This is a genomic window from Sphingomonas sp. BK345 (assembly GCF_014193845.1).
Lineage (GTDB): Bacteria > Pseudomonadota > Alphaproteobacteria > Sphingomonadales > Sphingomonadaceae > Sphingomonas.
In genome coordinates this window covers 1-25,929 of sequence record NZ_JACHZX010000003.1, presented here as the reverse complement: position 1 = coordinate 25,929, position 25,929 = coordinate 1, and the positions used below count along the sequence as shown (strand labels likewise).

The following is a 25,929-nucleotide window of genomic DNA, read 5'->3' as shown; positions in this document are numbered from 1 at the left end:
CTGCACCCCGGTCTTCGCTGGGGATCACCCAGGAAGCAACGCGCCGCCCTACTTTCCCTTCAGCAGCGCGTCGTCGATGTCGTTGGCGCGCTGCCACGCCGGACGCGCGCGGACGCGGTCGAGATAGGCCATGAAGGTCTCGCGCGGCTCGAGCAGGCCGAAGCCGGTGAAGAACCCTACCGCGCTACCCACGAACACGTCCGCCGCGGTGAAGCGGTCGCCCGCGACATAGTCGCGCCCTTCCAGCGCGCGCTCGAACGCGTCGACCGCGCGCGCGAAGCTGGCATAGCCCACCATCCCCTCACGATCGGGCGGCACCTGCACGCCGAGCGCCTTGTCGACCATCGCCGCCTCGAGCGGCCCCGAGGTGAAGAACAGCCAGCGATAATAGGCCGCGCGCTCGTCGCCGCGCGGCGCTAGCCCCGCTTCGGGAAACGCCTCGGCGAGATAGGCGCAGATTGCCGCCGCCTCGCTCACCACCTGCCCGTCATGGACGATCACCGGCACCTTGCCGAGCGGGTTGGCCTCGAGCAGCGCGGCGGGCTTCCTGTCGAAGTCGATCATCACCGAATCATAGGGAGCGCCGATCTCCTCGAGCATCCAGCGCGCGCTGCGGCTGCGCGACCGCGGGTGGGTGAAGAAGGTGAGCGTCATCGGTCAGGTGTCCAGATGCTGGTGGAGGAAGGCGGTGGTGCGCTGCCAGGCGAGATCGGCTGCGGCCTTGTTGTAGCGCTCCGCCGAGGTGTCGTTGTTGAAGGCATGGTCGACCCCAGGGTAGGTGAAGGCCTCGAACGGCTTGCCGGCGGCGCGCAGCGCGGCGACCCAGGGCTCGGCGGTCTGCGCCACGCGTGTGTCCTTGCCGGCGTAATGGAGCAGCAGCGGCACCTGGAGCTTGGCCGCCTCGGCGGGGTCCGGGGCAGGACCGTAGTAGCTCACCCCCGCCGCCAGCGCCGGCCCGGCGGCGAGCGCGACCCGGTCGACCAGCGCGCCGCCCCAGCAGAAGCCGACGGTGCCGACCTTGCCGTTGCCGCTGGCGCGCTGGCCGAGCCGCTTCACCACCGCCACCGCGGTGGTGATCGTCGCGTCATAGTCGAGCCGGCCGATCAGCTCGCGCGCCTTGTCCTCGTCCGCCGGCGTGCCGCCCGCGCTGGACAGGAAATCGGGCGCGAGCGCGAAGAAGCCGGCGAGCGCGATGCGGCGCGCGACGTCCTCGATGTGCGGCTGGAGCCCGCGGTTCTCGTGGATCACCATCACCGCGCCAAGCTTGCCCGCGGCCTTGCGCGGCGCGGCGAAGTAACCGGTGACGCTGCTGCCGTCGGCGAGCTTGAAACCGCCCTTGCGCGTGATCAGCCGCTTGTCCGCGGGATCGACGTGCGCGGCCGCGGCCGGGCTGGCGGCGATGCCAAGGATCAGCGCCTCCGCCGCCGCGGCCGAGCCGGCCAGCGCGGTCATCTGGCGCAGCAAGGTGCGGCGATCGCGATGCTCGTGGGTGAAGTCGTCGTACAGCCGCACCGCGGCGTCGCGCAACCCAGGGTCGTTCCGGTCCATCGCCCACTCCCGTGATTCGTCGCTTCTCGGGCGCGAGCCTAGCGGGGCGGGGGCAGCGGGGCCATGCGCGAGTGGCCCCGTATCGTCTCAGCGCGTCTGCATCCGGATGCCGATCCGGAAGGCGCGGCCGAGCAGGTCGCTGTAGGTGCTGTTCGCTGCCAGGCCCGTCTCGGGCAGCAGCAGCGGCCAGCGATCGAAAACGTTGGTCACGTTGATGAACAGCTGCGCCTCGGCGCCCGCCATCGGCACCTTGGCGGTGAGGTTGAGGTCGGCGTAGAACAGCCCGGAGACGTGGTTGTCATCATAGGTCGGGAACTGCGTCGTCGAGAGCGGGCAGGTCGTCTGGCACTCGATCCCGTTGGCGGCGTAGCGGCCCGCACTCACCCCGCGTCCGATCCCGGTGATCGAGAAGCCCGGCCCGTCATAGCCGGCGCTGACACGGTAGAGCCAGGTCGGCGTGCTCGCCTGGCCGCCGTTCACGCCGACCGAGTTGAGCACCACCTGACCCGGCACGCCGGTATCGAGCAGATTGTCGATGTAGCGTGTCGCCACGCCGCGCAGCGTTACCGCGCCGGGTGCGGAGACGCCGAGCGAGTCGAGCGCGACGCGATAGGAGGCGTCGATGTCGACCCCGCGGACGAGCTGACGGGCGGCGTTGAACGGTTGCGTGCGGAACAGCAGGTACGGCTGCGTCGGCGTCGAGCGCACCGGGTCCTGCGCGAAGGCGCCGCAGAACTGCTGCTGCCCCTGCTGGCACAGGTCGATGATGTTCTGCGCGCTGAAGCTGCTGATCGCGTCGTCGACGTCGATGCGGAAATAGTCGACCGACAGGTTGAGGCCCGGTACCCAGCGCGGCGTCAGCACCACCCCGGCGTTCCACGAATCGGCCTTCTCCGGGCGCAGGTTGAGGTTGCCGGTGGCGGTGGCGGAATAGCCGAAGCTGGCCGGGCCGTTGGCGCCGTCGCTGGTGTAGGCCGGGTTGCGCACCGAGTCGCTGTTGGCCGCGCCGGCCTGGAACAGTTCGTTGAGGTTGGGCGCGCGGATATCGCGCGAGCGCGTGACGCGGAAGCGGATGTCCTCGATCGGCCGCCACGTCGCGCCCGCCTTCCACGTCGTGACGTACCCGGCGGTGGAATAGCGCGTCGCGCGCGCGGCGCCGTTGAGCTCCAGGCCGAGCCCGAGCGGCACCACCGTCTCGAGATAAGCCTCCTTCACGTCGTAGCTGCCGTTGGTGGGCAGGTAGTTGCCGACCGACCAGGCATTGGCGGTGCTGGTCTGCGTGACCACGGGCTGGAACTCGGCCGGGACGAAGCCGGTGATCTTCTCGCGGCGATATTCAGCGCCGAGCGCGAGGCTGACGTCGCCCGCCCAGGTGGCAAACGGATTGAACGCGACGTTGGCGCCGGTGACCCATTGCTCCACCGTCTCGTCGCGATAGGGATCGCCGAGGACGAAGCGCACCGCCGCGGGATCGGCGACGCCGACGCCGAGCCGGTTGAGCGGCACGCAGCCCGGCGCGTCGTTGGCGGGGTTGGCGTCGGTGTTGACGCGGCAGGCGATCGTGCCGCCGGCGAAGACCGCGTCGGTCGCGGCGTTCATGCGCGCCAGGTTCATGACGTTGCGCAACTGCTCGCGCAGGTCGGCGCGGCCGTACTGCCCGTAGACGTTCCAGGTCGCCGGGCGGCCGAACGCCTCGGTCTTGCCCTCCGCCCCGATGACGTAGCGCTGCACCTCGCGGCGATTGTCGACTGCGCGGAACGGCAGGTCGGCCGAGGAGGTCGCGACCGTGACGGTGTTGATCCCGCTCAGCAGCGCTGGGCCGAGCGTATTCTGGAGGAAGGCGTTGTCGCGCTGGTAGGTGATGCCGGTCGAGAGGTTCGGGCCGGCGTTGAAGAACACGCGCTGGCGATTGTACGAGCCCTCGGCGAACAGCTCGATGCCGTCCGCCACCTCGAAGCCGGCGCGCGCGAACACGCCGTGACGGTCGTCTTCCGGGTCGAGCCCGATGCGGCGGCCGGTGTCGTTGACCTGCCAGTCGCCGCCCTGCGTCAGCGTCGGCGCCGCGCTGCCGCCGGGCGCGGGGAAGGTGAGCGCGCCGTAATTATACCGCTGCACCGCGCCGCCGGCCCCGAAATAATAGCCGCGCAGGCTGTTGGCGGTGCCCCCTGACGAGGCGGTGACGATTCCGCCCGGGGTCGAGTTGACCGCCCCCACCTGGCGGCGGATCAGGAATTGCGGGGTGGTGCTGGTCGCGGTCCAGCTCGGGTCCTGGATGCGGACATAGCCGGTCGCGTTCCAGTCGCGGTCGACCTGGAAGATGCCGTCGCGGTGCGCCAGCTCGGCGTTCACGACGAGGTGCCCGCGCCCGCCCGCGAAGCTGAGCCCGCCGGTGACCGCGAGCGAGTAATTATAGCCGTCGCCCTTGTCGGTCACGCCGCTGTCGGCGCTGACCTTGATCCCCTCGTACTCCTTGTCGAGCACGAAGTTGACGACACCCGCCACCGCGTCCGAGCCATAGGCCGCCGAGGCGCCGCCGGTGACGACCTCGACGCTCTTCACGAGCGCCTGCGGGATGGTGTTGACATCGACCAGCCCGGTGATGGTCGAGGCGACCGAGCGGCGACCGTCGAGCAGCACCAGCGTGCGCGTCTCGCCGAGGTTGCGCAGGTTGAGCGCGTTGATCCCGGCCTGGCCGCTGCTGAGGTTGAGTCGCGAGTTGGCCGGGCGGGTCGAGCCGGCGAGCGCGGGCAGCTGGTTGACGAAATCGGCGATGTTGTTGCTCGGCGAGCCGTTCTGGATCTCCTCCTGGCTCAGCACGGTTAGCGGGGTGGGCGCCTCGAAGCCGCTCCGCAGCACGCGCGAGCCGGTGACGACCACGTCGGCGCCGCCCTCCGGCGCGGCGGCCTCGGTCTGCGCCGTGGCGAGCTCGCCCGCGGGGGGCGTCTGCTCCGCGGGCGCGGTCTGCCCGGCCGCGGGGAGCGCGAGCGCCGCCAGCAGCGCGCCGCCGGCCCATCCCGCCAGGAGCGCGCCGCGTCCGATGTGCCGCCGTACTGTCATCTCTGCCCCCTATGACCCGTAAGGGCCGCTGCGTTCGGCCGGACCGCGCGGCCCGCCGTCGCCTCCTGCGCGACCCCCGCGGCCGCGGTCGTTCGAGCGCCGGGCATGTCGGGTATCGCTGCCGAAGGTGAAGCGGCGCGGCGGGAAGCGTCAAGCGCCTCGTCCTTTCGCAGCGTTGTGAGTGGCATAGACGTGGGGCATGGGCCTGCTGTGGCATGCTCGGGCGCGCGTGGGACATCGGGCGGCGTTCCGCGTCGACCGTGTTCCCGCGAACGCGGGAACCCAGCGCCAAGCAGAACAATGGCGCATGACGCCAGACGCTCCTGGGCTCCCGCATGCGCGGGAGCACGGACAGCTTCTTGCGCGGGCCAGACGCGCTACCGCGCCGCGAAACGCCATAGCCGCGACCTATGCCCCCCGCCATCGATCGCGTGTCGCGCTGCCTACCCAGCGCGTGTAGCGTCAGCCCGCTCGCCGCTGGCACGACAGGGAGACCCAATGCTCGACCGTCGCTCCTTCCTGCTTGGCAGCGCCGCCACGCTCGCGCTCGCCCCCGCGTGGCGCACGCGCGCGCAGGCCGCGCCATCGTCGACCCACACCCCCGCGGCGGGTCTCACCGCTCCGGTCGAGATCGTCGACGACGTCTACGGCGTGCCGCATATCCGCGCTGAGACCATCCCCGACGCCTTCTTCGGCCAGGGCTATGTCGTCGCGCGCGACCGTCTCTTCCAGATCGATCTCGCGCACCGCCGCGAGCTCGGCCGGCTCGCCGAGGCGTTCGGCGCCGACTTCGCGCCACACGACGCCACCGCGCGGCTGTTCCACTATCGCGGCGACCTCGCCGCCGAGCTCGCCCGGATCCCCGCCGCGGTGCTGGCCTGCGCGCGCGCCTATGTCGCCGGCATCAACGCGCGGATCGCCGAGGTCACCAACGACCTCGCGCTGCTGCCGCCCGAATACGGGATCCTCGGCGTCACGCCGCTGCGCTGGGACGTGCGCGACTTCGTGCTCGCGCGCGGCGCGTCGGCGGGCAACACCGACGACGAGCTGCGCCGCGCGCAGCTCGCCGCGCTCGGTCGGCTCGATCTCGACGCGATCATGGCGCCGCTTCGCCCCGCCGCGGTGCTGCGCGTGCCCGAGGGGCTCGACGTCGCCGCGGTGAGCGACGACGATCTCAGCGCGCTCAATCTCGGCGGCCTGCCCTTCGGCCCTGACACGCCGACGCGCGGCGAGCGGCTCGACGCCGCCAACGCGGGCAGCAACGCCTGGACGATCGCGCCCTCGCGCAGCGCCACCGGACGCGCGATCCTCGCCAACGACCCGCATCTCGGACTCGGCGGCTTCGGCCCGCGCCACGTCGCGCATCTCAGCGCGCCCGGGCTCGACGTGATCGGTGGTGGCGCGCCCGGCCTGCCCGGGATCATGCAGGGTCATACCGACCGATTCGCCTTTGGCCGCACCAACTTTCACATCGATCAGGAGGACCTGTTCGTCCTCGAGCTCCACCCGAGCGACCCCGAGCGCTACCGCCACGCCGGCGCGTGGAAGGCGTTCGACACGCGCGCAGTGACGATCCCGGTCAAGGGCGCCCCGCCGCACCGCGCGACGCTGCGCCACTCGGTCCACGGCCCGGTAGTGAGCCACGATCCGGCGAAGCGCCGCGCCACCGCGCTCGCCTCAATCGCGATGCAGCCGGGCGCGAGCGGCGCCTTCGCGATGATCGCGATCAATCTCGCGCGCGACTGGCAGGGGCTCAAGGAGGCGTTCACGCTGCATCCCTCGCCGACCAACTTCCACTACGCCGACGTGGCAGGGAACCACGGCTGGCAGGTGATCGGCTTCGTGCCGCAGCGCCGGCGGGGCGACGGGCTGCTGCCGGTGCCGGGCGACGGCCGCTACGACTGGACCGGCTATCGCGATTATCGCGTCCTGCCGAGCGTCTACAACCCGCCCGCCGGCTGGTTCGCCTCCGCCAACCAAAACAATCTCCCCGCCGGCTGGCCGCGTGACCGCGTGCCCGCGCACTCCTTCCGCGATCCCTATCGCTACGAGCGCATCGCCGCGGTGCTTGCCGCGCAGCCGTGGCACACGCTCGCCGACAGCGTGGCGCTCCAGCACGACACGCTCTCCGCGCCGGCACGGCAGCTGCTCGCGCTGCTGCCCACAGGAGGGTCGCCGGCCGCGACGCTGCTGCGCGGCTGGGACGCGCGCGTCGACGGCGACAGCGCCGCCGCGGCGTTGTTCGAGATCCTGTGGCGTGAGCTCGGCCAGCGCCTGCTCGCCGCGCTCGTGCCCGCGCGCGCGCGCCATCTCGTCACCGAGATCGCGCCCTCGGTGCTGCTCGACCTGCTCGCGCGGCCCGACCAGCGGCTCGGTGCCGCCCCGGTCGCGGCACGCGACGCACTGCTCGCCGCCGCGCTGGCGAGCGCCTGGGACCGGGCGGTCGTGCTGATGGGGCCCGACGCGCGGACGTGGCGCTGGGACCGGCTCCATCGCGTGACGATCCGCCACCCGCTATCGCGCATCCCCGCGATCGCCGCGGCCTTCCCGGTGATCGAGGGAGGCGGTTCGGGCGGGGACGGCTATACCGTGATGGCGCGCTGGCTCGGCGACGGGCCGGACTGGCGCACGCGTGGCGGGGCGAGCTATCTCCAGGTGATCGACGTCGGGGGATGGGACCGCTCGCTGATGCTGAACCTGCCCGGCCAGTCGAACGCGCCGGCCTCGCCGCACTACCGCGACCAGTACGCGCCCTGGATCGCGGCGCGCATGCTACCGATGCTGTTCGGGCGTGCCGCGGTCGACGCGCAGGTCGCCACGCGGCGGACGCTGCTGCCCGCGGGGGCGCGGTGAGGCGCGCGCTGCTCGCGCTGCTGCTGGTCGGCGCGGCACCCGCGGTGGCGCCGGCGCTGCCCGACGTCGCGATCCGCGGTGGCACGGTCTACACCGGCGCCGACGCGCCGCCCTTCCGCGGCGACGTCGAGGTGACCGGTGACCGGATCAGCTATGTCGGCCCGTCGCGGCGTGGCGCGGCGCGGCGCGTGATCGACGCGCGCGGCAAACTGGTGACGCCGGGGCTGATCGACGCGCACACGCATCCGGACACCTACCTGCGCTCGCCCGACGCCGCGGTCCGTACCAACGTCGCCTGGCTCGCGCAGGGCGTGACGACGATCGTCACCGGGGTTGACGGCTATGGCACGCCCGACGTCGTCGCCGACGCGCGCGCGCTCGCCGCCAAGGGGATCGGCACCAACACCGTGCCTTTCGTCGGCTTCGGCGCGGTGCGGCGCCGGGTGCTGGGCGCGTCGGCGCGCGCGCCCGACGCCGACGAGCTCGCCAAGATGCGCGCGCTGGTGGCAGGCGCGATGTGCCAGGGCGCGGCCGGCTTTTCGACCGGGCTGTTCTACGCACCGCAGCGTTACGCCAGCACCGAGGAGGTGATCGCGGTGGCGCGCGAGGCGGGATCGCGCGGCGGCCTATACGACACGCACCAGCGCGACGAATCGGACTATTCGATCGGGCTGATGGCCTCGACCCGTGAGGCGCTGCGAATCGGGCGCGAGGCGGCGATGCCGGTGCATATCGCGCATCTCAAGGCGCTCGGCGTCGCGGTCCACGGCCAGGCGCCCGCGCTCGTCGCGCTGATCGAGGCGGCGCGGCGCGCGGGGCAGGACGTCACCGCGGACCAATATCCGTGGCTCGCCTCGGGCTCGGCGGTGGACGCCGCGCTGGTGCCGGGCTGGGCGCTCGACGGCGGCTACCGCGCCATGATCGCGCGCCTCGCCGATCTCGCGGCGATGGCGCGGATCCGGCCCGAGATGCAGGCCAACCTGCGCCGGCGCGGCGGCGCGGCCTCGCTGCTGCTGACCAGCGCGGGCCAGCCTTGGACCGGGCGGACGCTCGCGCAGGTGGCGGCGGCGTGGCGGGTCGACCCGATCGACGCCGCGCTCCGCATCCTGCGCGTGCCCAACGCCGCGCGCACCGATCCCGCGGGAGCGGCGGTGGCGAGCTTCAACATGGTCGACCGCGACGTCGACCTCATCATGCGCCAGCCCTGGGTGGTGACCAGCTCGGACGGGTCGGACGGCCACCCGCGCCAGTTCGCCACCTTCCCGCGGAAATATCAGGCCTATGTCCGCCAGCGCCGCGTGATCACCCTGGCCGACTTCGTGCGGCGCTCGACCGGGGCGACCGCCGACATCTACCGGCTGGCGGGACGCGGCTATCTGCGCGCTGGCTATGCCGCGGACGTCGCGGTGATCGATCCGGCCCGCTACGCGCCTCGCGCCGATTACCTCCATCCGCGCGTGCCCAGCGCAGGCGTTGCCGCGGTGCTGGTCAACGGGCGCGTGGCGCTGCTGAACGGCAGGGCGACGGGTGCGCTCGCCGGGCGCGTGCTGCTGCGCGCGCCGCCGCGCGGCTGCTGACCCGGCTCACACCAGCGCGGGGCGAGGGTCGACATGGGTGCGGCGCGAGGCGTGCCGGCGCAGCCCGATCAGCGGGCGCAGCGGCCCGATCGCGCGGCCGACCAGGTAGAAGGCCCAGCAGCCCGCCACCGTCGCCACCACCAGCAGCGCGAACTCGGCCCAACCCGGCAGCGCCAGCGGGCGCAGCGCGTCGGCGGCGAGCACGATGATCGACTGGTGGACGATGTAGAAAGGGAACACCGCCTCGGTCAGCATCGGGCGCCAGCGCTGGTCGCGGTTCCAGTGCGAGTCGGCATAGCCGATCAGCGCCGTCACCGCGCTCCAGCCTTCGACCGCGCGCGCGATCGAGAAGATATTGCCCCAGGGCGCGGGCATGGTGTTGCCGGGCCAGCGGATCTCGATGCCCGCGACGAGCGCGTAGGCGGCCAGTGCGAGCGCCGCCGCGGGCTTCCACTGGCGCACGAAGGCCGCCAGCGTGGCCGGCGCGCAGGCGAGCGCGTAGCCGAACAGGAAGGCCGGAAAGTAGCTCGCGTGCGCGACCCAGTCGTCGGCGAGCGCGTGGGTCTCGCGTGCGCCCGGGAAGAGGACGAAGTTGACCAGCACCATCCAGGCGATCGGCAGCGCCAGCAGGGCGGGCCCGCGCATCACCCAGGCGAAGCCGCGCTGCCCCGCCGCGGTGACGGCGGCGGGCAGTAGTCCGGCGGCAAGTGCCAGCACGAGCGTGTAAATCCAGAGATAGCCGACGAACCACAGATGGTTCCAGGTTGGCAGCAGGAGCGGCCCGACCATCCCGAAGCGCCAGTAATCGTGCCAGTAGAAGTACAGGAATCCGTGCGGATAGCCGAACTTCTCGCCGAGCTCGACCCAGGGCTGTACCGGCACGATCACGGCCACCCCGAAGGCGAGCGGCACCAGCAGCCGCAGCGAGCGCTGCCGCGCGAACCGCCACGGCTTCTTGTTGCGGATCATGAGCGCACGGCTGGCATAGCCCGAGACGAGGAACAGCAGCGCGAGCCGCCACGGATTGGACGCCATCATCGGCACCGCCACCCACCAGGCCCCCGGCAGCTTGGCGTGGAAGTCCCATGGCACGAACACCATCCCGACATGGTAGAGGATGAGGATCGCGAACGCCCCGATGCGGAGCCAGTCGAGGCCGTAATGCCGCTGCATCGCGGCGCGACTAGCATTAACGTGGCGGTTACGCGAGGCGGGGTGGTCCAGCCGTGCCGCGGCGATCCTCGAACACCGCGCCGTAACGAGCCGCCGCCTTTCAACCGTCACGTCGCGCATGTATATGAGGCGCCATGTCCATTCGTCCGTGGCGCGACATCATGCGCCGAGAGAGCCGCCAGATCATGGTCGGCAACGTTCCCGTCGGCGGCGGCGCGCCGGTCACCGTGCAGACGATGACCAACACCCCCACCGAGGACGTGCGCGCCACGGTCGACCAGATCCGCCGCTGCGAGGACGCCGGCGCCGACATCGTCCGCGTCAGCTGCCCCGACGTCGCCTCGACCAATGCGCTGCGCCAGATCGTGCGCGCCGCCACGGTGCCCATCGTCGCGGACATCCACTTCCACTACAAGCGCGCGCTCGAGGCGGCGGACGCGGGCGCGGCGTGCCTGCGGATCAACCCGGGCAATATCGGCTCGTCCGAGCGGGTCGCGGAGGTGGTGCGCGCCGCCAAGGCCAACGGCTGCGCGATCCGCATCGGCGTCAACGCGGGCAGCCTCGAGAAGGACCTGCTCGAGAAATACGGCGAGCCCTGCCCCGAGGCGCTCGTCGAGAGCGCGCTCGATCATATCAAGCTGCTCCAAGACCACGACTTTCACGAATATAAGGTGGCGGTGAAGGCGTCGGACGTGTTTCTCGCGGTGGCGGCCTATCAGCAGCTGGCGGACGCGGTCGACTGCCCGCTCCATCTCGGCATCACCGAGGCGGGCGGGCTGATCGGCGGCACGGTGAAGTCGTCGATCGGCATGGGCTCGCTGCTGTGGTTCGGGATCGGCGACACGATCCGCGTCTCGCTCTCGGCCGAGCCCGAGGAAGAGGTGCGCGTCGGTTTCGAGATCCTCAAGGCGCTCGGCATCCGCAACCGCGGCGTACGCGTGGTCAGCTGCCCGAGCTGCGCGCGTCAGGGCTTCGACGTGATCCGCACGGTGCAGACGCTGGAGGAGCGGCTCCAGCATATCCGCACGCCGATGTCGCTGAGCGTGCTCGGCTGCGTCGTCAACGGCCCGGGCGAGGCGCGCGAGACCGATATCGGGATCACCGGCGGCGGCAACGGGCGCCACATGGTGTATCTCTCCGGCGTGACCGACCATCACGTCCAGGATGCCGATATGGTCGAGCATATCGTTCGGCTGGTCGAGGCCAAAGCCGCCGAGATCGAGGCGGCGAACGCGGCGGCGGCGCTCGCGGCGGAATAGGTCCGATGCTATAGGTCAGGTCCTGGAGGGCCTGACATGACCTATCATGCGAAGGTGATCGCGGGCGGCACGATCGTTATCCCCGCGGATCTGCGTCGAGAGTTCGGGATCAAGGACGGCGACACCGTCGCGTTGGAGAGCGACGGCGAGCGGATCGCGCTGCGCCGTGATGATCCGGAGACAGCGCTCGCGCGGCTACGCGAGGCGATGGAGGGCTATAGCGTCGATCGATTTCTCAATGAGCGGCGGCAGGACTGGGGCGAGTGAGATTGGTCGTCGACGCGTCGGTGTCCTTGCTTACCTTCTCGACGAGCCGGGCTGCGAGCTTCTGGCGAACGACGACGGAGCGTTCCTCCTTTCCGCGGTTAATCTCACCGAGGTGTTAACGAAGGTGACGGAGCACGATCTCGCGCCCGAGATGGTACTCGGCATTCTACGTCACCGGCCGATCGAGCTCGTCGAGCACGGATCGGACGATGCGATCCGAGCGGCGAGACTGCGACCGCTCAGCCGCCACCTCGGCCTGTCACTCGGCGACCGCGTCTGTCTGGCGCTGGGACAAAGGCTGGCCTTGCCGGTGATGACGTCGGACCGACGATGGGCTGATCTCAATTGCGACATCGACGTGCGTCTGATCCGTTGACCGCGGCGCGTGCGCTCTCGCCCGCGCTCGCCTTCGCGGTGGCCGCGGCGGGGATCGGGCTGTTTTCGATCATGGACGCCTTCATGAAGGCGCTGACGCTCGCGCTCGGCGTCTACAACGCGCTGCTGTGGCGCGCGTTGGTCGCCGCGCTGATGGGCGGCGCAGTGTGGCGGCTCGGCGGCGGGCGGCGGCCCACGATGCGCGCGCTGCGGCTGCACGTGCTGCGCGGCGCGATCACCACCGCGATGGCGCTGCTGTTCTTCTGGGGGCTGGCGCGGGTGCCGATGGCACAGGCGATCGCGCTCACCTACGTCGCCCCGCTGCTCGCGCTGCTGCTCGGCGCGCTGTTCCTGCACGAGCGCGTCGGCACGCGCGTGGTCGTGGCTTCGCTGGTGGCGCTCGCCGGCGTCGGCGTGATCCTGGCGGGACACGCACGGCTGGCGCTCGGCCCCGACGGACTGCACGGTGCCGGCGCGATACTGGCGTCGGCGGTCCTCTACGCCTGTAACCTCGTGGTCGCGCGGCTGCAGAGCCAGGCCGCCGACGCGCGCGAGATCGCCTTCGTCCAGTCGGCGGTGCTCGCGGCGCTGCTCGGGCTGGCCGCGCCCTGGCTGGCGACGGTGCCGCCGGTGACGCACTGGTGGCACATCGCGGTCGCGGCGGCACTGGCGACGGGTTCGCTGTTCCTGCTCGGCTGGGCCTATGCGCACGGGGAGACCGGCTTCCTAGCGACGACCGAGTACACGTCCTTCGTCTACGCCGCGCTGCTCGGCTGGGCGGTGTTCGGCGAGCGAGTCGCGACCGCCACGCTGGCGGGCGCGGCGGTGATCGTCGGCGCCTGCCTCTACGCCGCGAGGCGTCGCGCGGTGCCGCGCGGCGCGCTAGAGGGAGCGACATGACTGTCTCGATCCGCCCCGCCACGCCCGCCGACGTACCGACCATGCTGCGCTTCGTGCGCGAGCTCGCCACCTATGAGCGCGAGCCCGACGCGGTCGCGGCGACCGAGCCGATGATGGCGGAGGCGCTGTTCGGAAGCGATCCGGCGGCCGCAGCGTTGATCGCCGAGTGCGAGGGCGAGGCCATCGGCTTCGCTCTGTACTTCTTCACCTACTCGACGTGGACCGGCCGGCGCGGGCTGTGGCTCGAGGATCTCTACGTCACGCCCGAGGCGCGCGGCAGCGGGGCGGGCGCGGCGCTGCTGCGCGCGCTCGCGGGCGTGGCGCTCGATCGCGGCTGCGCGCGCTTCGAGTGGACCGTGCTCGACTGGAACACGCCGGCGATCGACTTCTACCGTGCCAAGGGTGCCGTGCCGCTCGACCAGTGGACGACGCAGCGGGTCGAGGGCGAGGCGCTGGTGAGGCTCGCGGGGCGCGGTTGAGATGGCCTGGATCTGGTTGATCGCGGGCGGTCTGTTCGAGGTCGGCTTCACCACGTGCTTGCGCAACGTCGACGGCTTCCGCCATCTCGGCTGGACGCTCGGCTTCCTTGTATCGGTGTCGCTGTCGATGCTGCTGCTCGAAGGCGCGGTGCGCACGATCCCGATGGGCACCGCCTATGCGGTGTGGACCGGTATCGGCGCGCTCGGCACGGTGCTGATCGGCATCCTCTGGTACGGTGAGCCGGCGACTCCGCTGCGGCTGCTGCTGATCCTCGGCGCGGTGTCGTGCATCGCCGGGTTGAAGCTGCTCGGATCGGGCGCGTGACGCTCGACCGCGGCCTCGTCGACTGGGTCGCGGAGGCGATGTCGCCGCTCGGTAAGGTGACGCACCAGTGGATGATGGGCGGGGCGGCGCTCTACCTCGACGGCGTGATCTTCGCGCTGGTCACGGGAGACGGCGCGCTGTGGTTCAAGGCCGACGCCGCGAGCGACGCCGCGTGGGACGCGGCCGGGTGCGAGCGCTTCCGCTACGCGCGTGCGGGCAGGAGCGCGTCGATCAACTATCGCCGCGCGCCCGAGGACGTTCATGACGACGCGGACGCGATGCGGCAGTGGGCGATGCTAGGTTCAGCGGCGGGACGACGCGCCGCGGGATAGGTCACCTTCGGGCGAAGCGATCGTCTCGCGGGACGACGCCGTATGCTCGATACCTCCTCGCCTCGCACCCGAACCGTCATCCCCGCGAAGGCGGGGATCCAGACGCGCGGGTCTTCGATGGAGTCGCAGCGTCAGCGGCTATGGATCCGCCTGCGCGGGGATGACGGGAGGAGCAGCGAGCGGAAGAAAGAGAACCGACGAGAGCGGCGCGGACCCGAGCGACCGCTCAGCCCCCGCCCCCGCCTGTTGCTCGCCGCCGCTCAGTCGCGCCCGGGCACGTCGTGGTCGTGCGGCTCCTCGCCCTCGGCCTTCGCCTCGTTGTAGCGCGCGATCGCCTCCAGCGTGATGCGACGCGCTTCCTCGCGGCCGCCCCAAGTGCCGATGCGCACCCACTTCTTCTTCTCCAGGTCCTTGTAGTGGGTGAAGAAGTGCTCGATCTGCTGGAAGACGATCTCGGGCAGATCGTCCTTCTCGCCGACGTTGGCGTAATAAGGGAAGGTCGAGTCAACCGGCACGCAGACCAGCTTCTCGTCGCCGCCGGCCTCGTCCTCGAGGTTGAGCACCGCGATCGGGCGCGCGCGCACGACGCAGCCCGGGATGAACGGCGAGCGCGCCACGACCAGCGCGTCGAGCGGGTCGCCGTCGGGCGAGAGCGTGTGCGGCACGAAGCCGTAATTGGCCGGGTAGCGCATCGGCGTGTGCAGGATGCGGTCGACGAACAGCGCGCCCGACGCCTTGTCAAACTCGTACTTCACCGGCTCGCCGCCGGTGGGCACCTCGATCACGACGTTGAGATCGTCGGGCGGATCCTTGCCGACGGGAATGAGATCGATACGCATGCGCTTCCCCTTACTTGCGGCAACGCCCCGCGGGTCAGCGGGGCGTCAGGAGACGATCGAGGCCACCGTCGCCGGTGCCGATCTTCTGCAACCGCGGGTAGCGCAGCCCGCCGTGATAGTCGAGCGCTGCACTGCGGAATCTATCCGAGGCCTTAACCATCAGCTGGATAGGCGTTTCGTTGGTCTTGGCGGCGGTGATCGCGGCCTTGAGCTTGTCGGCCGAGTAAGCGTCGCCGTTCACCGCGACGACTTGATCGCCCACGGTGAGGCCCGCGTCGAAGGCGGCGCTGCCCCAAGTGACGCCGGTGAGATTGCCCGCAGCGTCGAGCGCCAGCCCGCCCGAGTAGGTCAGGTTGGTGCTGTGCGCGCTCGCCTCGGCGGCCTTGAACGAGGGCGTCGGTGTCTCGCTATAGGTCAGTTTGTAGCCGTTGCGCGTGAAACCCTCGATCGGCGCGCCCTTGGCATGCTCGGTCAGGCGGCGCCGGAGATAGCCCGCCCAGTCCCACGGCACGATGCCGTTGAGCGTCTTGGCGACGTCGTCGAACGTGTAGGTCAGCTCGCCCCAGTCACCGTCGCGCACGCCGAAGAAGGCGCGGGCGAAATCGTCGATCGACTTGGCGCCGCCCGACTTCTCGCGCAGCAGCGAGTCGACGTCCATCCAGACGAGCAGCCCCTCGTTGTAATAGTCCTCGCTGCGCTGCCAGCTGGTCCAGCCCTTGGGGCGGCGCGACGAGATGATCGGATCGTTGGTGGTGTCGACCAGGTCGCGCCACTGTCGCGCCGGCTGGCTGTCGTACAGCGCCATGATCGCGGCATATTGGTCGAGCGTGTCCTGCTTGCTCACCAGCCCCGAGCGGGCCTGGAGCACATAGCCCCAGAATTGCGTCTGGCCCTCGTACACCCACAACAACGAGTCGCGCATCGGGGTGCGGAAGTCGGGCGTCCACAGGTCCGCGCCACGGCGGAACTTGCCGTCCCAGCTGTGGGTGAACTCGTGCGGCAGCAGGTTGCGGCGACCGGGGCCCTCGTCCCACTTGGTGAAATAGCCAGGTGTCACGCCGTTCTCGCTCGAGCGATGGTGCTCCAGCCCGATGCCGCCGAGCTGGTCGGTGATCGAGAGCAGGAACTCGTAGTGATCGTAATGTTGCGCGCCGAAGGTCTTGACTGCCTGGTCGACGAGCCGCTGGTGCCCCGCGATCTGTTCGGGCGTCGCGGCGAGCTCGGCGGGATCGTCCGCGAAGACGTTGAGGTTGACCTTGGGGGAGAGCGGCCAGCTCTTGCCGTAGCGTCCGGCGAGAATCGGGCTGTCGACCAGCACCTCGTAGTTGGTGGTCTCATAGGCGTAGGTCGAGCCGGTCGCCTTGGCCTTGAGCGCCCCCGCGGCGGTCCAGCCGTCCGGGTACTTTACTGTCATCTGGATCGGTATCTGCCGCGTGAACCAGCCCGCGGGATAGAGGCTGACCGAGTTGGGCTGGAGCGAGATCATCGTCGGCGTCACCGCGATGCGGCCCTGGTTGGCGGCAGTGGCGGAGATGAACTGGAACTTGGCCTCGACGCTGCGTGCGCCGGCGGGGACATCGAGGTGGAAGGCGAAGACGTCGACCGGGTCGCGCGTCCACTCGATCCGCTTCCCGTTCGCGGTGACGATCAGGCCGGCGAGCTTCTCGATCTCGCCGCGCGGGCTGTGCGCACCCGGCAGCCACTTGGGGAAGAGCAGGACAAGATGGCCCGGCTGCGCCACCGGGATCGTCTCGGTCACGCTGAGGATACCGCGCGTGGTGTCGGTGGCGTCGACGGCGAGGCGGATCGTGCCGGGATAGGGCGTGTCGCGCGGCGCGGGGATCGTGTCCTCGAAGGGCACGGGCTGCGGCGCGCTGTTGCCGGCGGGTACCTGCGCGGCGGCACCGAGCGGCGAGAGGACGGTGGAGGCCAGCAGCGCGGCTGCGGCATAGCGACGGATCATGGCGGCGTCCCGATGTGCTGTTGTCACATCGGGCGTAGCGAGCACGCGCGGCGCTCGTCCAGCCCTGGGGCAGAAAAAAGGTCAGCGAGGGTGACGGTTCGGGGCGGCGGAGCGGCGCGCGGCCGCCCCGCGCCGATCAGATCATCCCGGCCTTCATCTGCTTGACCGCATGGTCGGCGGCGCGCGCGGTCATCGCCATGAAGGTCAGCGACGGGTTGACGCACGACACCGACGCCATCTGCGATCCGTCGGTGACGAACAGGTTGGGCGCGTCATGCGCCTGGTTGAAGCCGTTGAGCACCGACGTGCCGGGATCGCGCCCCATGCGCGCGCCGCCCATCTCGTGGATCGCCTCGCCCGGGACGTGCTTGCCGCGGCCGCCGGTGACGTTGGTCAGCCCGGCCTTCTTGAGCATCAGCTGGCCCTGCTCGAGCGCGTCGTCCATCATCTTGATCTCATTGTCGCGGAACGTCACGTCGAAGCGCAGCAGCGGGGTGCCGAAGCGATCCTTCTTGCTGAAGTTAAGCATCACGCGATTGTCGTCGTACGGCAGGCACTCGCCGAACGCGCCCATCGAGAAGCGCCACGGGCCGTACTCGCGCATGCCGTGCTTCATCCCCGCGCCGAAGCCCTCGGGCGCGGCGGCCTGGCGGAACGCCTGGCCCTGATAGCCGTAGCCGCGCTTGAACGGCAGCTCTTCGGCGACGAGGTTGCGGAAGCGCGGGACATAGACGCCGCCGGGGCGCCGCCCGTACTCGATCAGGTCGGTCATGCCCGGGATCTCGCCCGAGACGCCGACGCGGAAGATATGGTCCATCACGCCGCTGCCGAGCGCGCCGTTGGAGTGGAACCAGCTGCGCTCGCTGTCCGCCGGGCGCGAGTTGAGCAGCACGTGCATCGAGCTCATCGCCGAGGCGCAGAGGAACACCATGCGCGCGTTGACCACCTCGGCACGTCCGGTGTTGGCGTCGACCAGCCGCACGCCGGTCACCCGCTTGCGCTGCGGGTCATATTCGAGGTTGGTCGCCCAGGTGTCCGAGCGCAGCGTCAGCCGCCCGGTCGCGCGCGCCGCGGGGAGCGTCACCGCCTGCGTCGAGAAATAGGCGCCGAAGCTGCAGCCGTGGCTGCACTGCGCGCGCTTCTGGCAGCGCGAGCGGTTCTGCTCGGGCTTGTCCTGGGTGATGTTGCTGAGCCGCGCGTTGATCAGCTTGCGCCCCGGGAACTCGCGCTCGAGCCGCTCCTTGAGCCACACCTCCGCGACGTTCATCGGGAACGGCGGCATGAACTCGCTGTCGGGGAGATAGGGCAGGTTCTCCTTCCCGCCCGACACGCCGATGTACTTCTCGACATATTCGTACCAGGGCGCGACGTCGTCGTAGCGGATCGGCCAGTCGGTGCCGACGCCCTCGCGCTTGTTGGCGGTGAAGTCGGCGTCGCTCCAGCGGAAGCTCCAGCGGCCCCAGGTCAGCGACTTGCCGCCCACCACCGAGGGGCGCACCCAGTTGAACTTGTTGGGCGCGTCATAGTCGTAGGGGTTGAGGCGATCGTTGATGAAGAAGGGCTGGGTGGCGGGCGAGACCCAGCCGTTGAGCGCGAAATAGTCGCGCTTGGCGAGCGCGGCGGGCATCTTGTCGCGCGCTGGCACCTCATAGGCGGGCTTGCCGTCGAAGGGGTAATCCTCGCCATGCTCGACCATGCGGCCGCGATCGACCATCAGGACGCGCAGTCCCTTCTCGGTGAGCTCCTTGGCGGCCCAGCCGCCGCTCACGCCGGAGCCGATGACGATGGCGTCGAAGCGATCAGTTGCTGCCATGATGTTCTAGTCCGCGGTATCGAGGGTCGGATAGGCCGGGGCGGCGCTGGCCGCCGAGCGGCTCAGGACGAGAAGATGCGCTTGACCTTGGCGTAGGGGTACGCGCCGTCATAGTCGCCGGGGACCGGGAGATAGTGCCGCTCCTGCGTGATCCCGACCTCGGAAGTATAATAGCCCGAGATGACGAGCTGGCGAAACGCGGTGAAGAAGGGAAGTCCGCCGGTCAGCTGGTCGTTCATCGCCAGCGTCAGCAGCGCGTCCTGCTGTGCCGCGGTCGCCTTGGCGGCGGGCACCTTATAGTCGGCCATGCTGCGCGCGTCGATCGCGGCGAGGCCGCCGAGGATCGTGGCGCGATCGTCGTCGACCGCCCAGTCCCCCATCATATGCTCGATATACTCCGGCACGCCCGCCGCGATCGCGCCCGGCGTATCGGTGGTGGGCAGCACGCGCTCGCTGAGCGCCGCGACGGTCGCGCGCTGCGCGGCGGTGAACACCGGCGCGGGCGGACCGGTGTTGATCACCGGGTTGGGCTGGTAGGCGGCGGCGCGGGCGAGCGGGGCGAACAGGTTCGCACCGAAGACCGCGACCACGCCGGCGAGTGCCTGACGACGATCGATCATGCGCGCGCTCCGGGCGCGCGGCGTCCGTGAGTGACGCGCATATCCTCTCCCACCCCATCAGGTTGTTGAGGCGGATGTTTCCACGTCAGCGGGCCGACGTCAATGCGATAACGGTAGCGGTACCACAAACCGCCGGGCGACTCAGCTGGAGCCCAAGACGTTGATGCTGAAAGCGATCACCCCGAGGTTGAAGACGAAGCCGGCGAGGCACTGTCCCAGCACCACGCGACGAACGGGCGCCGAGGCGATCGTCACGTCCGAGGTCTGGAAGGTCATGCCCAGCGTGTAGCTGAAGTAGAGAAAGTCCCAGTAATCGGGCGCGCTCGTCCCGGGAAAGTCGATCCCTTTCGAGTCGCCGCCCGCCTTTGCCGGCATGTAGAACAGATGCGCATAATGCAGCGCGTAGATCATGTTCGAGAACAGCCACGCCAGCACGAGCGTGCCGATCACCAGCAGCTTGCCCGCGCCGCTCTCATTGCCCTTCAGCTCCGAGTCGACCGCGACGAGGATCGCCAGCGACACCGCGCCGGTCACCGCGAGCAGCAGCGCGCGATTGGCGTCGTTGGCGCGCGAGGCGCGACGCATCTGCGCGGGCGTGTCGTGGCGGAACAGCGGCACCAGCGAGACCAGGAAGGTGAAGGCGGCGATGTCGAACGCCGCCATCACCCCGCGTCCCTTGCCCAGGTGCGGGATCGCCGCGGCGAGCGCGCCCGCGAAGACCAGCACGAACAGCACGAACCGCGGCGGCGCCAGCTTGCGGCCGATCCCCCACCAGCGCGGCGGGAGCGGGTGGGCGGCGGAGTCGCGCGACGGGTCGGTGCTCATGCGACGATTGGCTAGCGCTCGCGCGGCCGCTCGCCTAGATACGCCGACCCATCATGAGCCGTATCCAGCCACCCGCCCGTGTCCGCGGCACCCAGGACATCTTCCGCGGCGAGCAGCGCCGCTTCGCGCGCGTGCTCGACGCGTTCGATCGCGTGCGCCGCCTCTACTGTTTCGAGCGTATCGAGATCCCCGTGTTCGAGGACACGCAGGTGTTCGCGCGCTCGATCGGCGAGACCACCGACGTGGTGTCGAAGGAGATGTATTCCTTCCCCGACAAGGGCGGCGACATGCTGACGCTGCGCCCCGAGTTCACCGCCGGGATCGCGCGCGCCTATATCAGCAACGGCTGGCAGCAATATGCGCCGCTCAAGCTGGTCACCTCGGGCGCGGTGTTCCGCTACGAGCGGCCGCAGAAAGGCCGCTACCGCCAGTTCCACCAGATCGACGCCGAGATCCTCGGCGCGCCCGAGCCCGCCGCCGACGTCGAGCTGCTGACGCTCGCCGACCAGCTGCTCCACGAGCTCGGCATCGCCGAGGGCGTGACGCTCAAGCTCAACACGCTCGGCGATGCCGAGACGCGCGAGGCGTGGCGCGCCGCGCTGGTGGCGCACTTCGACGCGCACCGCGGCGAGCTGAGCGAGGACAGCCTGACGCGGCTGGAGAAGAACCCGCTGCGGATCCTCGACTCGAAGGACCCGCGTGACCGCCCGATCGCCGACAGCGCGCCCGACATCGACGCGTATCTGACCGCGGAGGCGCGCGCCTTCTTCGACGCGGTGACCGCGGGGCTCGACGCCGCGGGGGTGAAGTGGGAGCGCGACGCGCGGCTGGTGCGCGGGCTCGATTATTATCGCCACACCGCGTTCGAGTTCGTCACCGACCGGCTCGGCGCGCAGGGCACGGTGCTGGCGGGCGGACGCTACGACGGGCTGGTCGAGAGCCTCGGCGGTCCGGCGACCGCGGGCGTGGGCTGGGCCGCGGGCGTGGAGCGGCTGGCGATGCTGCTGGAGGACGCTGACGAGCTCCCCGTCCGCATCGCTGTCGTGGCTGATGTCGCCGATCTCGAGAAAGAGGCGACGAGGGTGGCGCGTCTCTTACGTAGCGCAGATATCGTGACTGATCGCTCGTTTCGCGGCAATGCGAAGAAGCAGACGGAAACTGCGAAGAAGCGTGGTCTGGATGGAGTTCTCTTTATTAGGCAGGGCGTCTCGCGATACTACTTACAACAGCTTAGCGCCCGTTTCGACCGTGATGAGTACGTCAGGGATAAGTTGCTCCCCATCCTAGGTGAATTTGAAGGGGAGGGGGCCTCTCCTCTGTGACCGCGATCTCGCTCGACCGTATCCGGCAGATCGAGGCGCGGCGCGACGAGCTCGCCGCGATGATGGCGAGCGGCGCGCTCGACGGCGACCGCTTCGTCCAGGTCTCGAAGGAATATGCCGAGCTCGAGCCGGTCGCGCTCGCCGCGGGCGAGGTGCGCCGGCTGCGGCAGGAAGCCGAGAGCCTCTCCTACATGACAGAGGACGCAGACGCCGAGCTGCGCGCGATGGCGGAGGAGGAGTTGCGCGACAACCGCGCCGCGCTGGCGGACGCCGACCGCCGGCTCGCACTCGCGCTGCTGCCGCGCGACGCCGCCGACCAGCGCTCGGCGATGCTCGAGGTGCGCGCCGGAACCGGCGGCGACGAGGCGGCGCTGTTCGCGGGCGACCTGTTCCGCATGTACCAGCGCTACGCCGAGCGGCAGGGCTGGCGTGTCGAGCTGATCTCCGCCTCCGACAGCGACGCGGGCGGCTACAAGGAGGTGGTCGCCAGCGTCACCGGCGCGGGTGTGTTCGCGCGGCTCAAGTTCGAGAGCGGGGTGCACCGCGTCCAGCGCGTCCCCGTCACCGAGAGCGGCGGACGGATTCATACCTCGGCGGCGACGGTGGCGGTGCTGCCCGAGGCGGAGGAGGTCGACGTCCAGATCGACGAGGCCAAGGACCTGCGCATCGACGTCTATCGCTCGTCGGGCCCGGGCGGCCAGTCGGTCAACACCACCGACAGCGCGGTGCGGATCACCCACCTGCCGACCGGGCTGGTGGTGATCCAGCAGGACGAGAAGTCGCAGCACAAGAACAAGGCCAAGGCGCTCAAGGTGCTGCGCACGCGGCTGTACGAGGCCGAGCGCGAGCGGCTGGCGAGCGAGCGCTCGGGCACGCGCAAGGCGATGGTCGGCTCTGGCGATCGCTCCGAGCGGATCCGCACGTACAATTTTCCGCAGGGGCGCGTGACCGATCACCGCATCAACCTGACCCTCCATCGCCTGCCCGAGATCCTGCAGGGCGACATGGACGAGCTGATCGGCGCGCTGGTGGCGGAGGACGAGGCCGAGCGGCTGGCGACGCTGGATGCGGCGTAGCGCGGCTCGGCGCGACACGCGCTCGCCGATCCTGGGCCTGGGCAAGCGTGGCGTCGGGCCGTCCGGCGCGCGGCACCCCGAGCTGATGGTCACGCGAAGACGCGAAGACGCGACGATGATCGCACGCGGAGGCGCGGAGTCGCGGAGCAGGGGCGGGCGGGGTGGCGCACGCGCTACGTACCCGGATCGTGGTGGAAGCGCCGTCCGCGCAGCCGGACGCTCCCGCTCTGCGCCTCCGCGCCTCCGCGTGAACATCTGCCTCTCGCTTCGCGTCTTCGCGCCCGCGCGTGAACCCATCTCCGTGTTCCTGCGCACGCAGGAACCCAGGGTCACGTGCGCCGTACCCCGTGGATGTGGGCTCCTGCGTTCGCAGGAGCACGTTACGGCAAGAAGGCGCCCATGACCGCCGCCCGCCAGGCGCTGCGCGACGCCGCGGCGCGCTTCGCTTTCTCCGACACCGCGCGGCTCGACGCCGAGCTGCTGCTGGCGCATGCGCTCGGCATCACGCGCGAGCGGCTGCTGCTCACGCTCGACGACTGGACCGCCCCGCCCGGCTTCGCCGCGCTGGTCGAGCGCCGTGCGCGCCACGAACCGGTCGCCTATATCACCGGCACGCGCGCCTTCTGGACGATCGAGCTGGCGGTCGGCCCCGGCGCGCTGATCCCGCGTGCCGACAGCGAGACACTGATCGAGGCTGCGCTGGCGCATTTCGCCGACCGATCACCCGCGCGCGTGCTCGACCTCGGCACCGGCCCCGGCACGCTGTTGCTCGCCGCGCTCGCCGAGTGGCCAGGTGCGACCGGGCTCGGCATCGACCGTTCCGCTGCCGCGCTCGACCAGGCCCGTGCCAACGCCGCCGCGCTCGGGCTCGGGGATCGCGCGGCGTTCGGACAGGGTGACTGGGCCGCCGGAATCGCCGAGCGCTTCGACCTCGTCCTCGCCAACCCGCCCTATGTCGCCGCCGGGGCGGATCTTCCCGACGAAGTGCGCGACCATGAGCCGGCGGCCGCGCTGTTCGCGGGGGCCGACGGGCTCGACGACTATCGTGCGATCGCACCGCAGCTGCCGCCGCTGCTCGCGCCCGGCGGTGTCGCCTGCGTCGAGATCGGGGCCGATCAGGGCGAGAGCGCCGCCGCGCTGTTCCGCGCCGTCGGGCTGAGTGTCGCAATGCGGCCTGACCTCGCCGGCCGTGACCGCTGCCTCGTCGTCACGGCTTGATTCGGGGCGCGGCGCCACCACATTTCGCTTTGAGAACGCATCCTGAGCCGTTACAGACTGCGTCGGGGCACGCGAACTCAACGACATTTGTTGTGTTGGATGGGCGCACGGCCCTCCCTTCGTCATCAGCCGCTGCAGTCCGGCGGCATGGCAGGCCTGCGGTGCCCGGCACGCGCGGCGCCGGGGAACGACTGCAACCCGTTGCATCGGGAGCAAGTGCCGGTTTTGGTTCCAGGACGAGGACAGTGATTTGATCAACAACCGTCAGAACGGTCGCCGTCGCGGCCGTGGTGGTGGCCAGCAGCGTCAGGGTGGCGGTGGCCAGGGGCAGCGTGACAGCGGTAATCGGATCGACAGCCGAGCCCGCGGCAACGCGGCTCAGTTGCTGGAGAAGTACCGCAACATGGCGCGCGACGCGCAGATGGCCGGCGACCGCGTCAACACTGAATACTACCTCCAGTTCGCGGACCATTATTTCCGGGTGCTGGCCGATCAGCGCGGCCGTTCCGACGACCAGCCGTATCAGCGGCGCCAGCGCGACGATTTCGACAGCTTCGACGACGGTGACGATTTCGGCGACGAGGGCGAGCCAGTCCGCGCCGACGAGCAGCAGCGCGTCAGCGAGGCGGAGCCGCGGCGCGAGCGCGATGGCAACCGCCGCGACGAAGGGCGCCGCGAGGAAGGGCGTCGCGACGAAAGTCGGCGCGACGAGGGGCGCCGCGAGGCACGCGATCAGGGGGAGCCGCGCCGGGAGGGCAGGCGCGACGAGCGTCGCCCGCAGCGCGAGGTCGCTGAGAACGCCGACGCCGCGCCGCGTGAGACCGGCGTATCGGTGAACGACGTGGCTGCGAGCGAGAGCGATGAGGGCGCACCGCGCCGTCGCCGCGGGCGCAAGCCGCGCGAGGAAGCCATGGCCGAGGGCACCGCTGTGAACGGCGCCGCGGCAGAAGCGGAGCGTGAGCCCGAGCTCGGCATCGACCGGCTGCCGCCCGCGCTCGGTGCCGCAGTCGAGCCGGTCGACAGTGACGAGCCGGTCGCCAAGCCGCGCCGTCGGCGTGTTCGCGCCGCGGCGGAGGCCTCGCCGGCCGAGTGATGGCCGCCTGCGCCAGGTGATGGGAAGGGGTCGGTATCCAAAGGGATGCCGGCCCCTTCTTCGTTTCTGCGCCGCGGCGTCGCGGTCCGGCTCGCCGCGCGGCCGGGTTCGCCACACCCGACCCAGCCGCTTGCATTGCCCTCGGAAGAGAGGATGATGCGGTGAGGAGCGGTCACCCGCGTCGGGGCCGCCCGACGAAGGAGAGGTCATGACGATCGCAGCCATCCTGCGCGACAAGGGCGCCACGCTCGTCGCGGTCAGCCCGGAGACGACGGTCGCGGGCGCGATCGCGCTGCTCGCGGAGCACCGGATCGGCGCGCTGCCGGTGATCGCGGACGATCTGGTGCGCGGCATGTTCTCCGAGCGCGATGTCGTGCGGTTGCTCGCCGGTGGCGACAGCGGTGTATTGCAGGCGCGCGTGGGGGAGGTGATGACGGCGCCCGCGGTCACCGCGGCGCCGGAAGACGCGGTGCTTGCGGCTCTCTCGCTGATGACGCAGCGGCGTATCCGCCATCTTCCCGTGGTAGACGGCGCCGAACTGCGCGGCATCGTCTCGATCGGCGACCTGGTTAAATATCGGATCGAAAGAATTGAGGCCGAGGCGGCCGCGATGCGCGACTACATTCAACAGGCCTGAATGGCGCGGCAGGACGGTCGGGCGGCGTCGCCACCCACGGTGATTCGCCGCGGCTTCACTCCTGCACCGTATCTGAGAAGGCGAGGTTTTCTGCCGTTATCGGTGGCTGGCGACACAAAATTGCAAAAAGTGTTTGACCGGTGGGAACGCCCTCCATATATGCCGCTTCACCGGACGGGGGGTGCTGCTGAGGCGGCGCTTCTGGGTCGGTCGCCAGATAGGAAGGACAGCGGTCTCCCCGATCGAAGGGTGGGGGAGGTTCGGTTGTCCGGTTTCTTCGTCGGCGGCTCTTTGACATTGTAGGTTGAGATGAAGGGACATGTGGACGGTGGTCTGCGGGTCTTGTGCATGCAAGGTGCACGAGGGTCGTTAGCAGAC

At 70.4% G+C, this 25,929-nt stretch carries 23 protein-coding genes; 14 read left to right on the top strand and 9 right to left on the bottom strand.

Annotation, left to right across the window (positions count from 1 at the left end; all coding sequences use genetic code 11):
- Positions 1–48 precede the first annotated feature (48 nt).
- From FHY03_RS09530 to FHY03_RS09520, 3 genes are all read right to left on the bottom strand, one after another.
- A complete protein-coding gene (locus FHY03_RS09530; protein ID WP_183930468.1) occupies positions 49–654 on the bottom strand; it encodes a glutathione S-transferase family protein in 606 nt (201 codons plus the stop codon).
- Between the two features lie 3 nt (positions 655–657).
- Positions 658–1,548 (bottom strand): dienelactone hydrolase family protein, encoded by an 891-nt coding sequence (locus FHY03_RS09525; RefSeq protein WP_183930466.1) that lies wholly within the window; start codon positions 1,546–1,548, stop codon positions 658–660.
- An 87-nt stretch (positions 1,549–1,635) separates the two neighbouring features.
- On the bottom strand, positions 1,636–4,605 hold the full coding sequence (locus FHY03_RS09520) for a TonB-dependent siderophore receptor (protein WP_183930464.1): 2,970 nt from the start codon (positions 4,603–4,605) through the stop codon (positions 1,636–1,638).
- Between the two features lie 498 nt (positions 4,606–5,103).
- Between FHY03_RS09520 and FHY03_RS09515 the strand changes: the two genes are divergently transcribed.
- Together FHY03_RS09515 and FHY03_RS09510 are read left to right on the top strand one after the other, a co-directional pair.
- The gene (locus FHY03_RS09515) at positions 5,104–7,458 is read left to right on the top strand and encodes a penicillin acylase family protein (protein ID WP_183930461.1); all 2,355 of its coding nucleotides are present in this window, start codon (positions 5,104–5,106) and stop codon (positions 7,456–7,458) included.
- Entirely contained in the window at positions 7,455–9,035 is a 1,581-nt protein-coding gene (locus tag FHY03_RS09510; protein WP_183930459.1) for an amidohydrolase family protein, read from the top strand. Before FHY03_RS09515 ends, FHY03_RS09510 begins: the two co-directional genes overlap by 4 nt.
- Before the next feature lie 6 nt (positions 9,036–9,041).
- Here the strand turns inward: FHY03_RS09510 and FHY03_RS09505 are convergent, their stop codons facing one another.
- A complete protein-coding gene (locus tag FHY03_RS09505) occupies positions 9,042–10,208 on the bottom strand; it encodes an acyltransferase (RefSeq protein ID WP_183922881.1) in 1,167 nt (388 codons plus the stop codon).
- Between the two features lie 134 nt (positions 10,209–10,342).
- On the opposite strand from FHY03_RS09505, the gene ispG reads away from it, so the two are divergent.
- The 7 genes from ispG to FHY03_RS09470 are packed head-to-tail and all read left to right on the top strand — an operon-like array spanning position 10,343 to position 14,145.
- Positions 10,343–11,467, top strand: coding sequence for a flavodoxin-dependent (E)-4-hydroxy-3-methylbut-2-enyl-diphosphate synthase (gene ispG, locus FHY03_RS09500; RefSeq protein WP_183922883.1), 1,125 nt, complete (start codon positions 10,343–10,345; stop codon positions 11,465–11,467).
- 36 nt (positions 11,468–11,503) lie between these two features.
- Complete coding sequence (locus FHY03_RS09495; RefSeq protein WP_183922885.1) at positions 11,504–11,734, top strand: AbrB/MazE/SpoVT family DNA-binding domain-containing protein; 231 nt, start codon at positions 11,504–11,506, stop codon at positions 11,732–11,734.
- Positions 11,706–12,110, top strand: a complete 405-nt coding sequence (locus tag FHY03_RS09490) for a type II toxin-antitoxin system VapC family toxin (RefSeq protein ID WP_183930457.1) — start codon at positions 11,706–11,708, stop codon at positions 12,108–12,110. The genes FHY03_RS09495 and FHY03_RS09490 overlap by 29 nt, the downstream gene beginning before the upstream one ends.
- On the top strand, positions 12,107–13,009 hold the full coding sequence (locus tag FHY03_RS09485; RefSeq protein ID WP_183930455.1) for a DMT family transporter: 903 nt from the start codon (positions 12,107–12,109) through the stop codon (positions 13,007–13,009). Before FHY03_RS09490 ends, FHY03_RS09485 begins: the two co-directional genes overlap by 4 nt.
- Positions 13,006–13,488: a GNAT family N-acetyltransferase gene (locus FHY03_RS09480; protein ID WP_183930453.1), complete on the top strand. Its 483-nt coding sequence runs from the start codon at positions 13,006–13,008 to the stop codon at positions 13,486–13,488. Before FHY03_RS09485 ends, FHY03_RS09480 begins: the two co-directional genes overlap by 4 nt.
- 1 nt (position 13,489) lies before the next feature.
- The gene (locus FHY03_RS09475; protein WP_183922893.1) at positions 13,490–13,813 is read left to right on the top strand and encodes a multidrug efflux SMR transporter; all 324 of its coding nucleotides are present in this window, start codon (positions 13,490–13,492) and stop codon (positions 13,811–13,813) included.
- Entirely contained in the window at positions 13,810–14,145 is a 336-nt protein-coding gene (locus FHY03_RS09470) for a TfoX/Sxy family protein (RefSeq protein WP_183930451.1), read from the top strand. Before FHY03_RS09475 ends, FHY03_RS09470 begins: the two co-directional genes overlap by 4 nt.
- 260 nt (positions 14,146–14,405) lie before the next feature.
- On the opposite strand, the gene ppa is transcribed toward FHY03_RS09470, so the two are convergent.
- From ppa to FHY03_RS09445, 5 genes are all read right to left on the bottom strand, one after another.
- Positions 14,406–14,984, bottom strand: a complete 579-nt coding sequence (gene ppa / locus FHY03_RS09465) for an inorganic diphosphatase (protein ID WP_132908226.1) — start codon at positions 14,982–14,984, stop codon at positions 14,406–14,408.
- 34 nt (positions 14,985–15,018) lie between these two features.
- Positions 15,019–16,947, bottom strand: a complete 1,929-nt coding sequence (locus tag FHY03_RS09460) for a M61 family metallopeptidase (RefSeq protein ID WP_183922896.1) — start codon at positions 16,945–16,947, stop codon at positions 15,019–15,021.
- 136 nt (positions 16,948–17,083) lie between these two features.
- A complete protein-coding gene (locus FHY03_RS09455; RefSeq protein WP_183922898.1) occupies positions 17,084–18,760 on the bottom strand; it encodes a GMC oxidoreductase in 1,677 nt (558 codons plus the stop codon).
- A 62-nt stretch (positions 18,761–18,822) separates the two neighbouring features.
- Positions 18,823–19,380, bottom strand: coding sequence for a gluconate 2-dehydrogenase subunit 3 family protein (locus tag FHY03_RS09450; RefSeq protein WP_183922900.1), 558 nt, complete (start codon positions 19,378–19,380; stop codon positions 18,823–18,825).
- Positions 19,381–19,521: 141 nt separating this feature from the next.
- Positions 19,522–20,205: a DUF1345 domain-containing protein gene (locus tag FHY03_RS09445; RefSeq protein WP_183922902.1), complete on the bottom strand. Its 684-nt coding sequence runs from the start codon at positions 20,203–20,205 to the stop codon at positions 19,522–19,524.
- A 53-nt stretch (positions 20,206–20,258) separates the two neighbouring features.
- Between FHY03_RS09445 and hisS the strand changes: the two genes are divergently transcribed.
- From hisS to FHY03_RS09420, 5 genes are all read left to right on the top strand, one after another.
- Positions 20,259–21,527 (top strand): histidine--tRNA ligase, encoded by a 1,269-nt coding sequence (gene hisS / locus FHY03_RS09440; RefSeq protein ID WP_183930449.1) that lies wholly within the window; start codon positions 20,259–20,261, stop codon positions 21,525–21,527.
- A complete protein-coding gene (gene prfA / locus FHY03_RS09435) occupies positions 21,524–22,603 on the top strand; it encodes a peptide chain release factor 1 (protein WP_132908222.1) in 1,080 nt (359 codons plus the stop codon). Before hisS ends, prfA begins: the two co-directional genes overlap by 4 nt.
- Before the next feature lie 399 nt (positions 22,604–23,002).
- Positions 23,003–23,821 (top strand): peptide chain release factor N(5)-glutamine methyltransferase, encoded by an 819-nt coding sequence (gene prmC, locus FHY03_RS09430; RefSeq protein WP_183930447.1) that lies wholly within the window; start codon positions 23,003–23,005, stop codon positions 23,819–23,821.
- A 250-nt stretch (positions 23,822–24,071) separates the two neighbouring features.
- Complete coding sequence (locus FHY03_RS09425) at positions 24,072–24,914, top strand: DUF4167 domain-containing protein (protein ID WP_183930445.1); 843 nt, start codon at positions 24,072–24,074, stop codon at positions 24,912–24,914.
- A 208-nt stretch (positions 24,915–25,122) separates the two neighbouring features.
- A complete protein-coding gene (locus FHY03_RS09420) occupies positions 25,123–25,551 on the top strand; it encodes a CBS domain-containing protein (RefSeq protein ID WP_183930443.1) in 429 nt (142 codons plus the stop codon).
- Positions 25,552–25,929: the final 378 nt, after the last annotated feature.

Bases quoted from the DNA above. Each gene is read 5' to 3' on its own strand.
- FHY03_RS09480 (WP_183930453.1), top strand. From the start codon at position 13,006: ATGACTGTCTCGATCCGCCCCGCCACGCCCGCCGACGTACCGACCATG.
- FHY03_RS09505 (WP_183922881.1), bottom strand. From the start codon at position 10,208: ATGCAGCGGCATTACGGCCTCGACTGGCTCCGCATCGGGGCGTTCGCG.
- FHY03_RS09520 (WP_183930464.1), bottom strand. From the start codon at position 4,605: ATGACAGTACGGCGGCACATCGGACGCGGCGCGCTCCTGGCGGGATGG.
- FHY03_RS09455 (WP_183922898.1), bottom strand. From the start codon at position 18,760: ATGGCAGCAACTGATCGCTTCGACGCCATCGTCATCGGCTCCGGCGTG.
- FHY03_RS09495 (WP_183922885.1), top strand. From the start codon at position 11,504: ATGACCTATCATGCGAAGGTGATCGCGGGCGGCACGATCGTTATCCCC.
- FHY03_RS09525 (WP_183930466.1), bottom strand. From the start codon at position 1,548: ATGGACCGGAACGACCCTGGGTTGCGCGACGCCGCGGTGCGGCTGTAC.
- FHY03_RS09475 (WP_183922893.1), top strand. From the start codon at position 13,490: ATGGCCTGGATCTGGTTGATCGCGGGCGGTCTGTTCGAGGTCGGCTTC.
- ispG (WP_183922883.1), top strand. From the start codon at position 10,343: ATGTCCATTCGTCCGTGGCGCGACATCATGCGCCGAGAGAGCCGCCAG.
- FHY03_RS09445 (WP_183922902.1), bottom strand. From the start codon at position 20,205: ATGAGCACCGACCCGTCGCGCGACTCCGCCGCCCACCCGCTCCCGCCG.
- FHY03_RS09420 (WP_183930443.1), top strand. From the start codon at position 25,123: ATGACGATCGCAGCCATCCTGCGCGACAAGGGCGCCACGCTCGTCGCG.
- ppa (WP_132908226.1), bottom strand. From the start codon at position 14,984: ATGCGTATCGATCTCATTCCCGTCGGCAAGGATCCGCCCGACGATCTC.
- FHY03_RS09515 (WP_183930461.1), top strand. From the start codon at position 5,104: ATGCTCGACCGTCGCTCCTTCCTGCTTGGCAGCGCCGCCACGCTCGCG.
- FHY03_RS09530 (WP_183930468.1), bottom strand. From the start codon at position 654: ATGACGCTCACCTTCTTCACCCACCCGCGGTCGCGCAGCCGCAGCGCG.
- FHY03_RS09450 (WP_183922900.1), bottom strand. From the start codon at position 19,380: ATGATCGATCGTCGTCAGGCACTCGCCGGCGTGGTCGCGGTCTTCGGT.
- FHY03_RS09460 (WP_183922896.1), bottom strand. From the start codon at position 16,947: ATGATCCGTCGCTATGCCGCAGCCGCGCTGCTGGCCTCCACCGTCCTC.
- prmC (WP_183930447.1), top strand. From the start codon at position 23,003: ATGACCGCCGCCCGCCAGGCGCTGCGCGACGCCGCGGCGCGCTTCGCT.
- hisS (WP_183930449.1), top strand. From the start codon at position 20,259: ATGAGCCGTATCCAGCCACCCGCCCGTGTCCGCGGCACCCAGGACATC.
- FHY03_RS09490 (WP_183930457.1), top strand. From the start codon at position 11,706: ATGAGCGGCGGCAGGACTGGGGCGAGTGAGATTGGTCGTCGACGCGTC.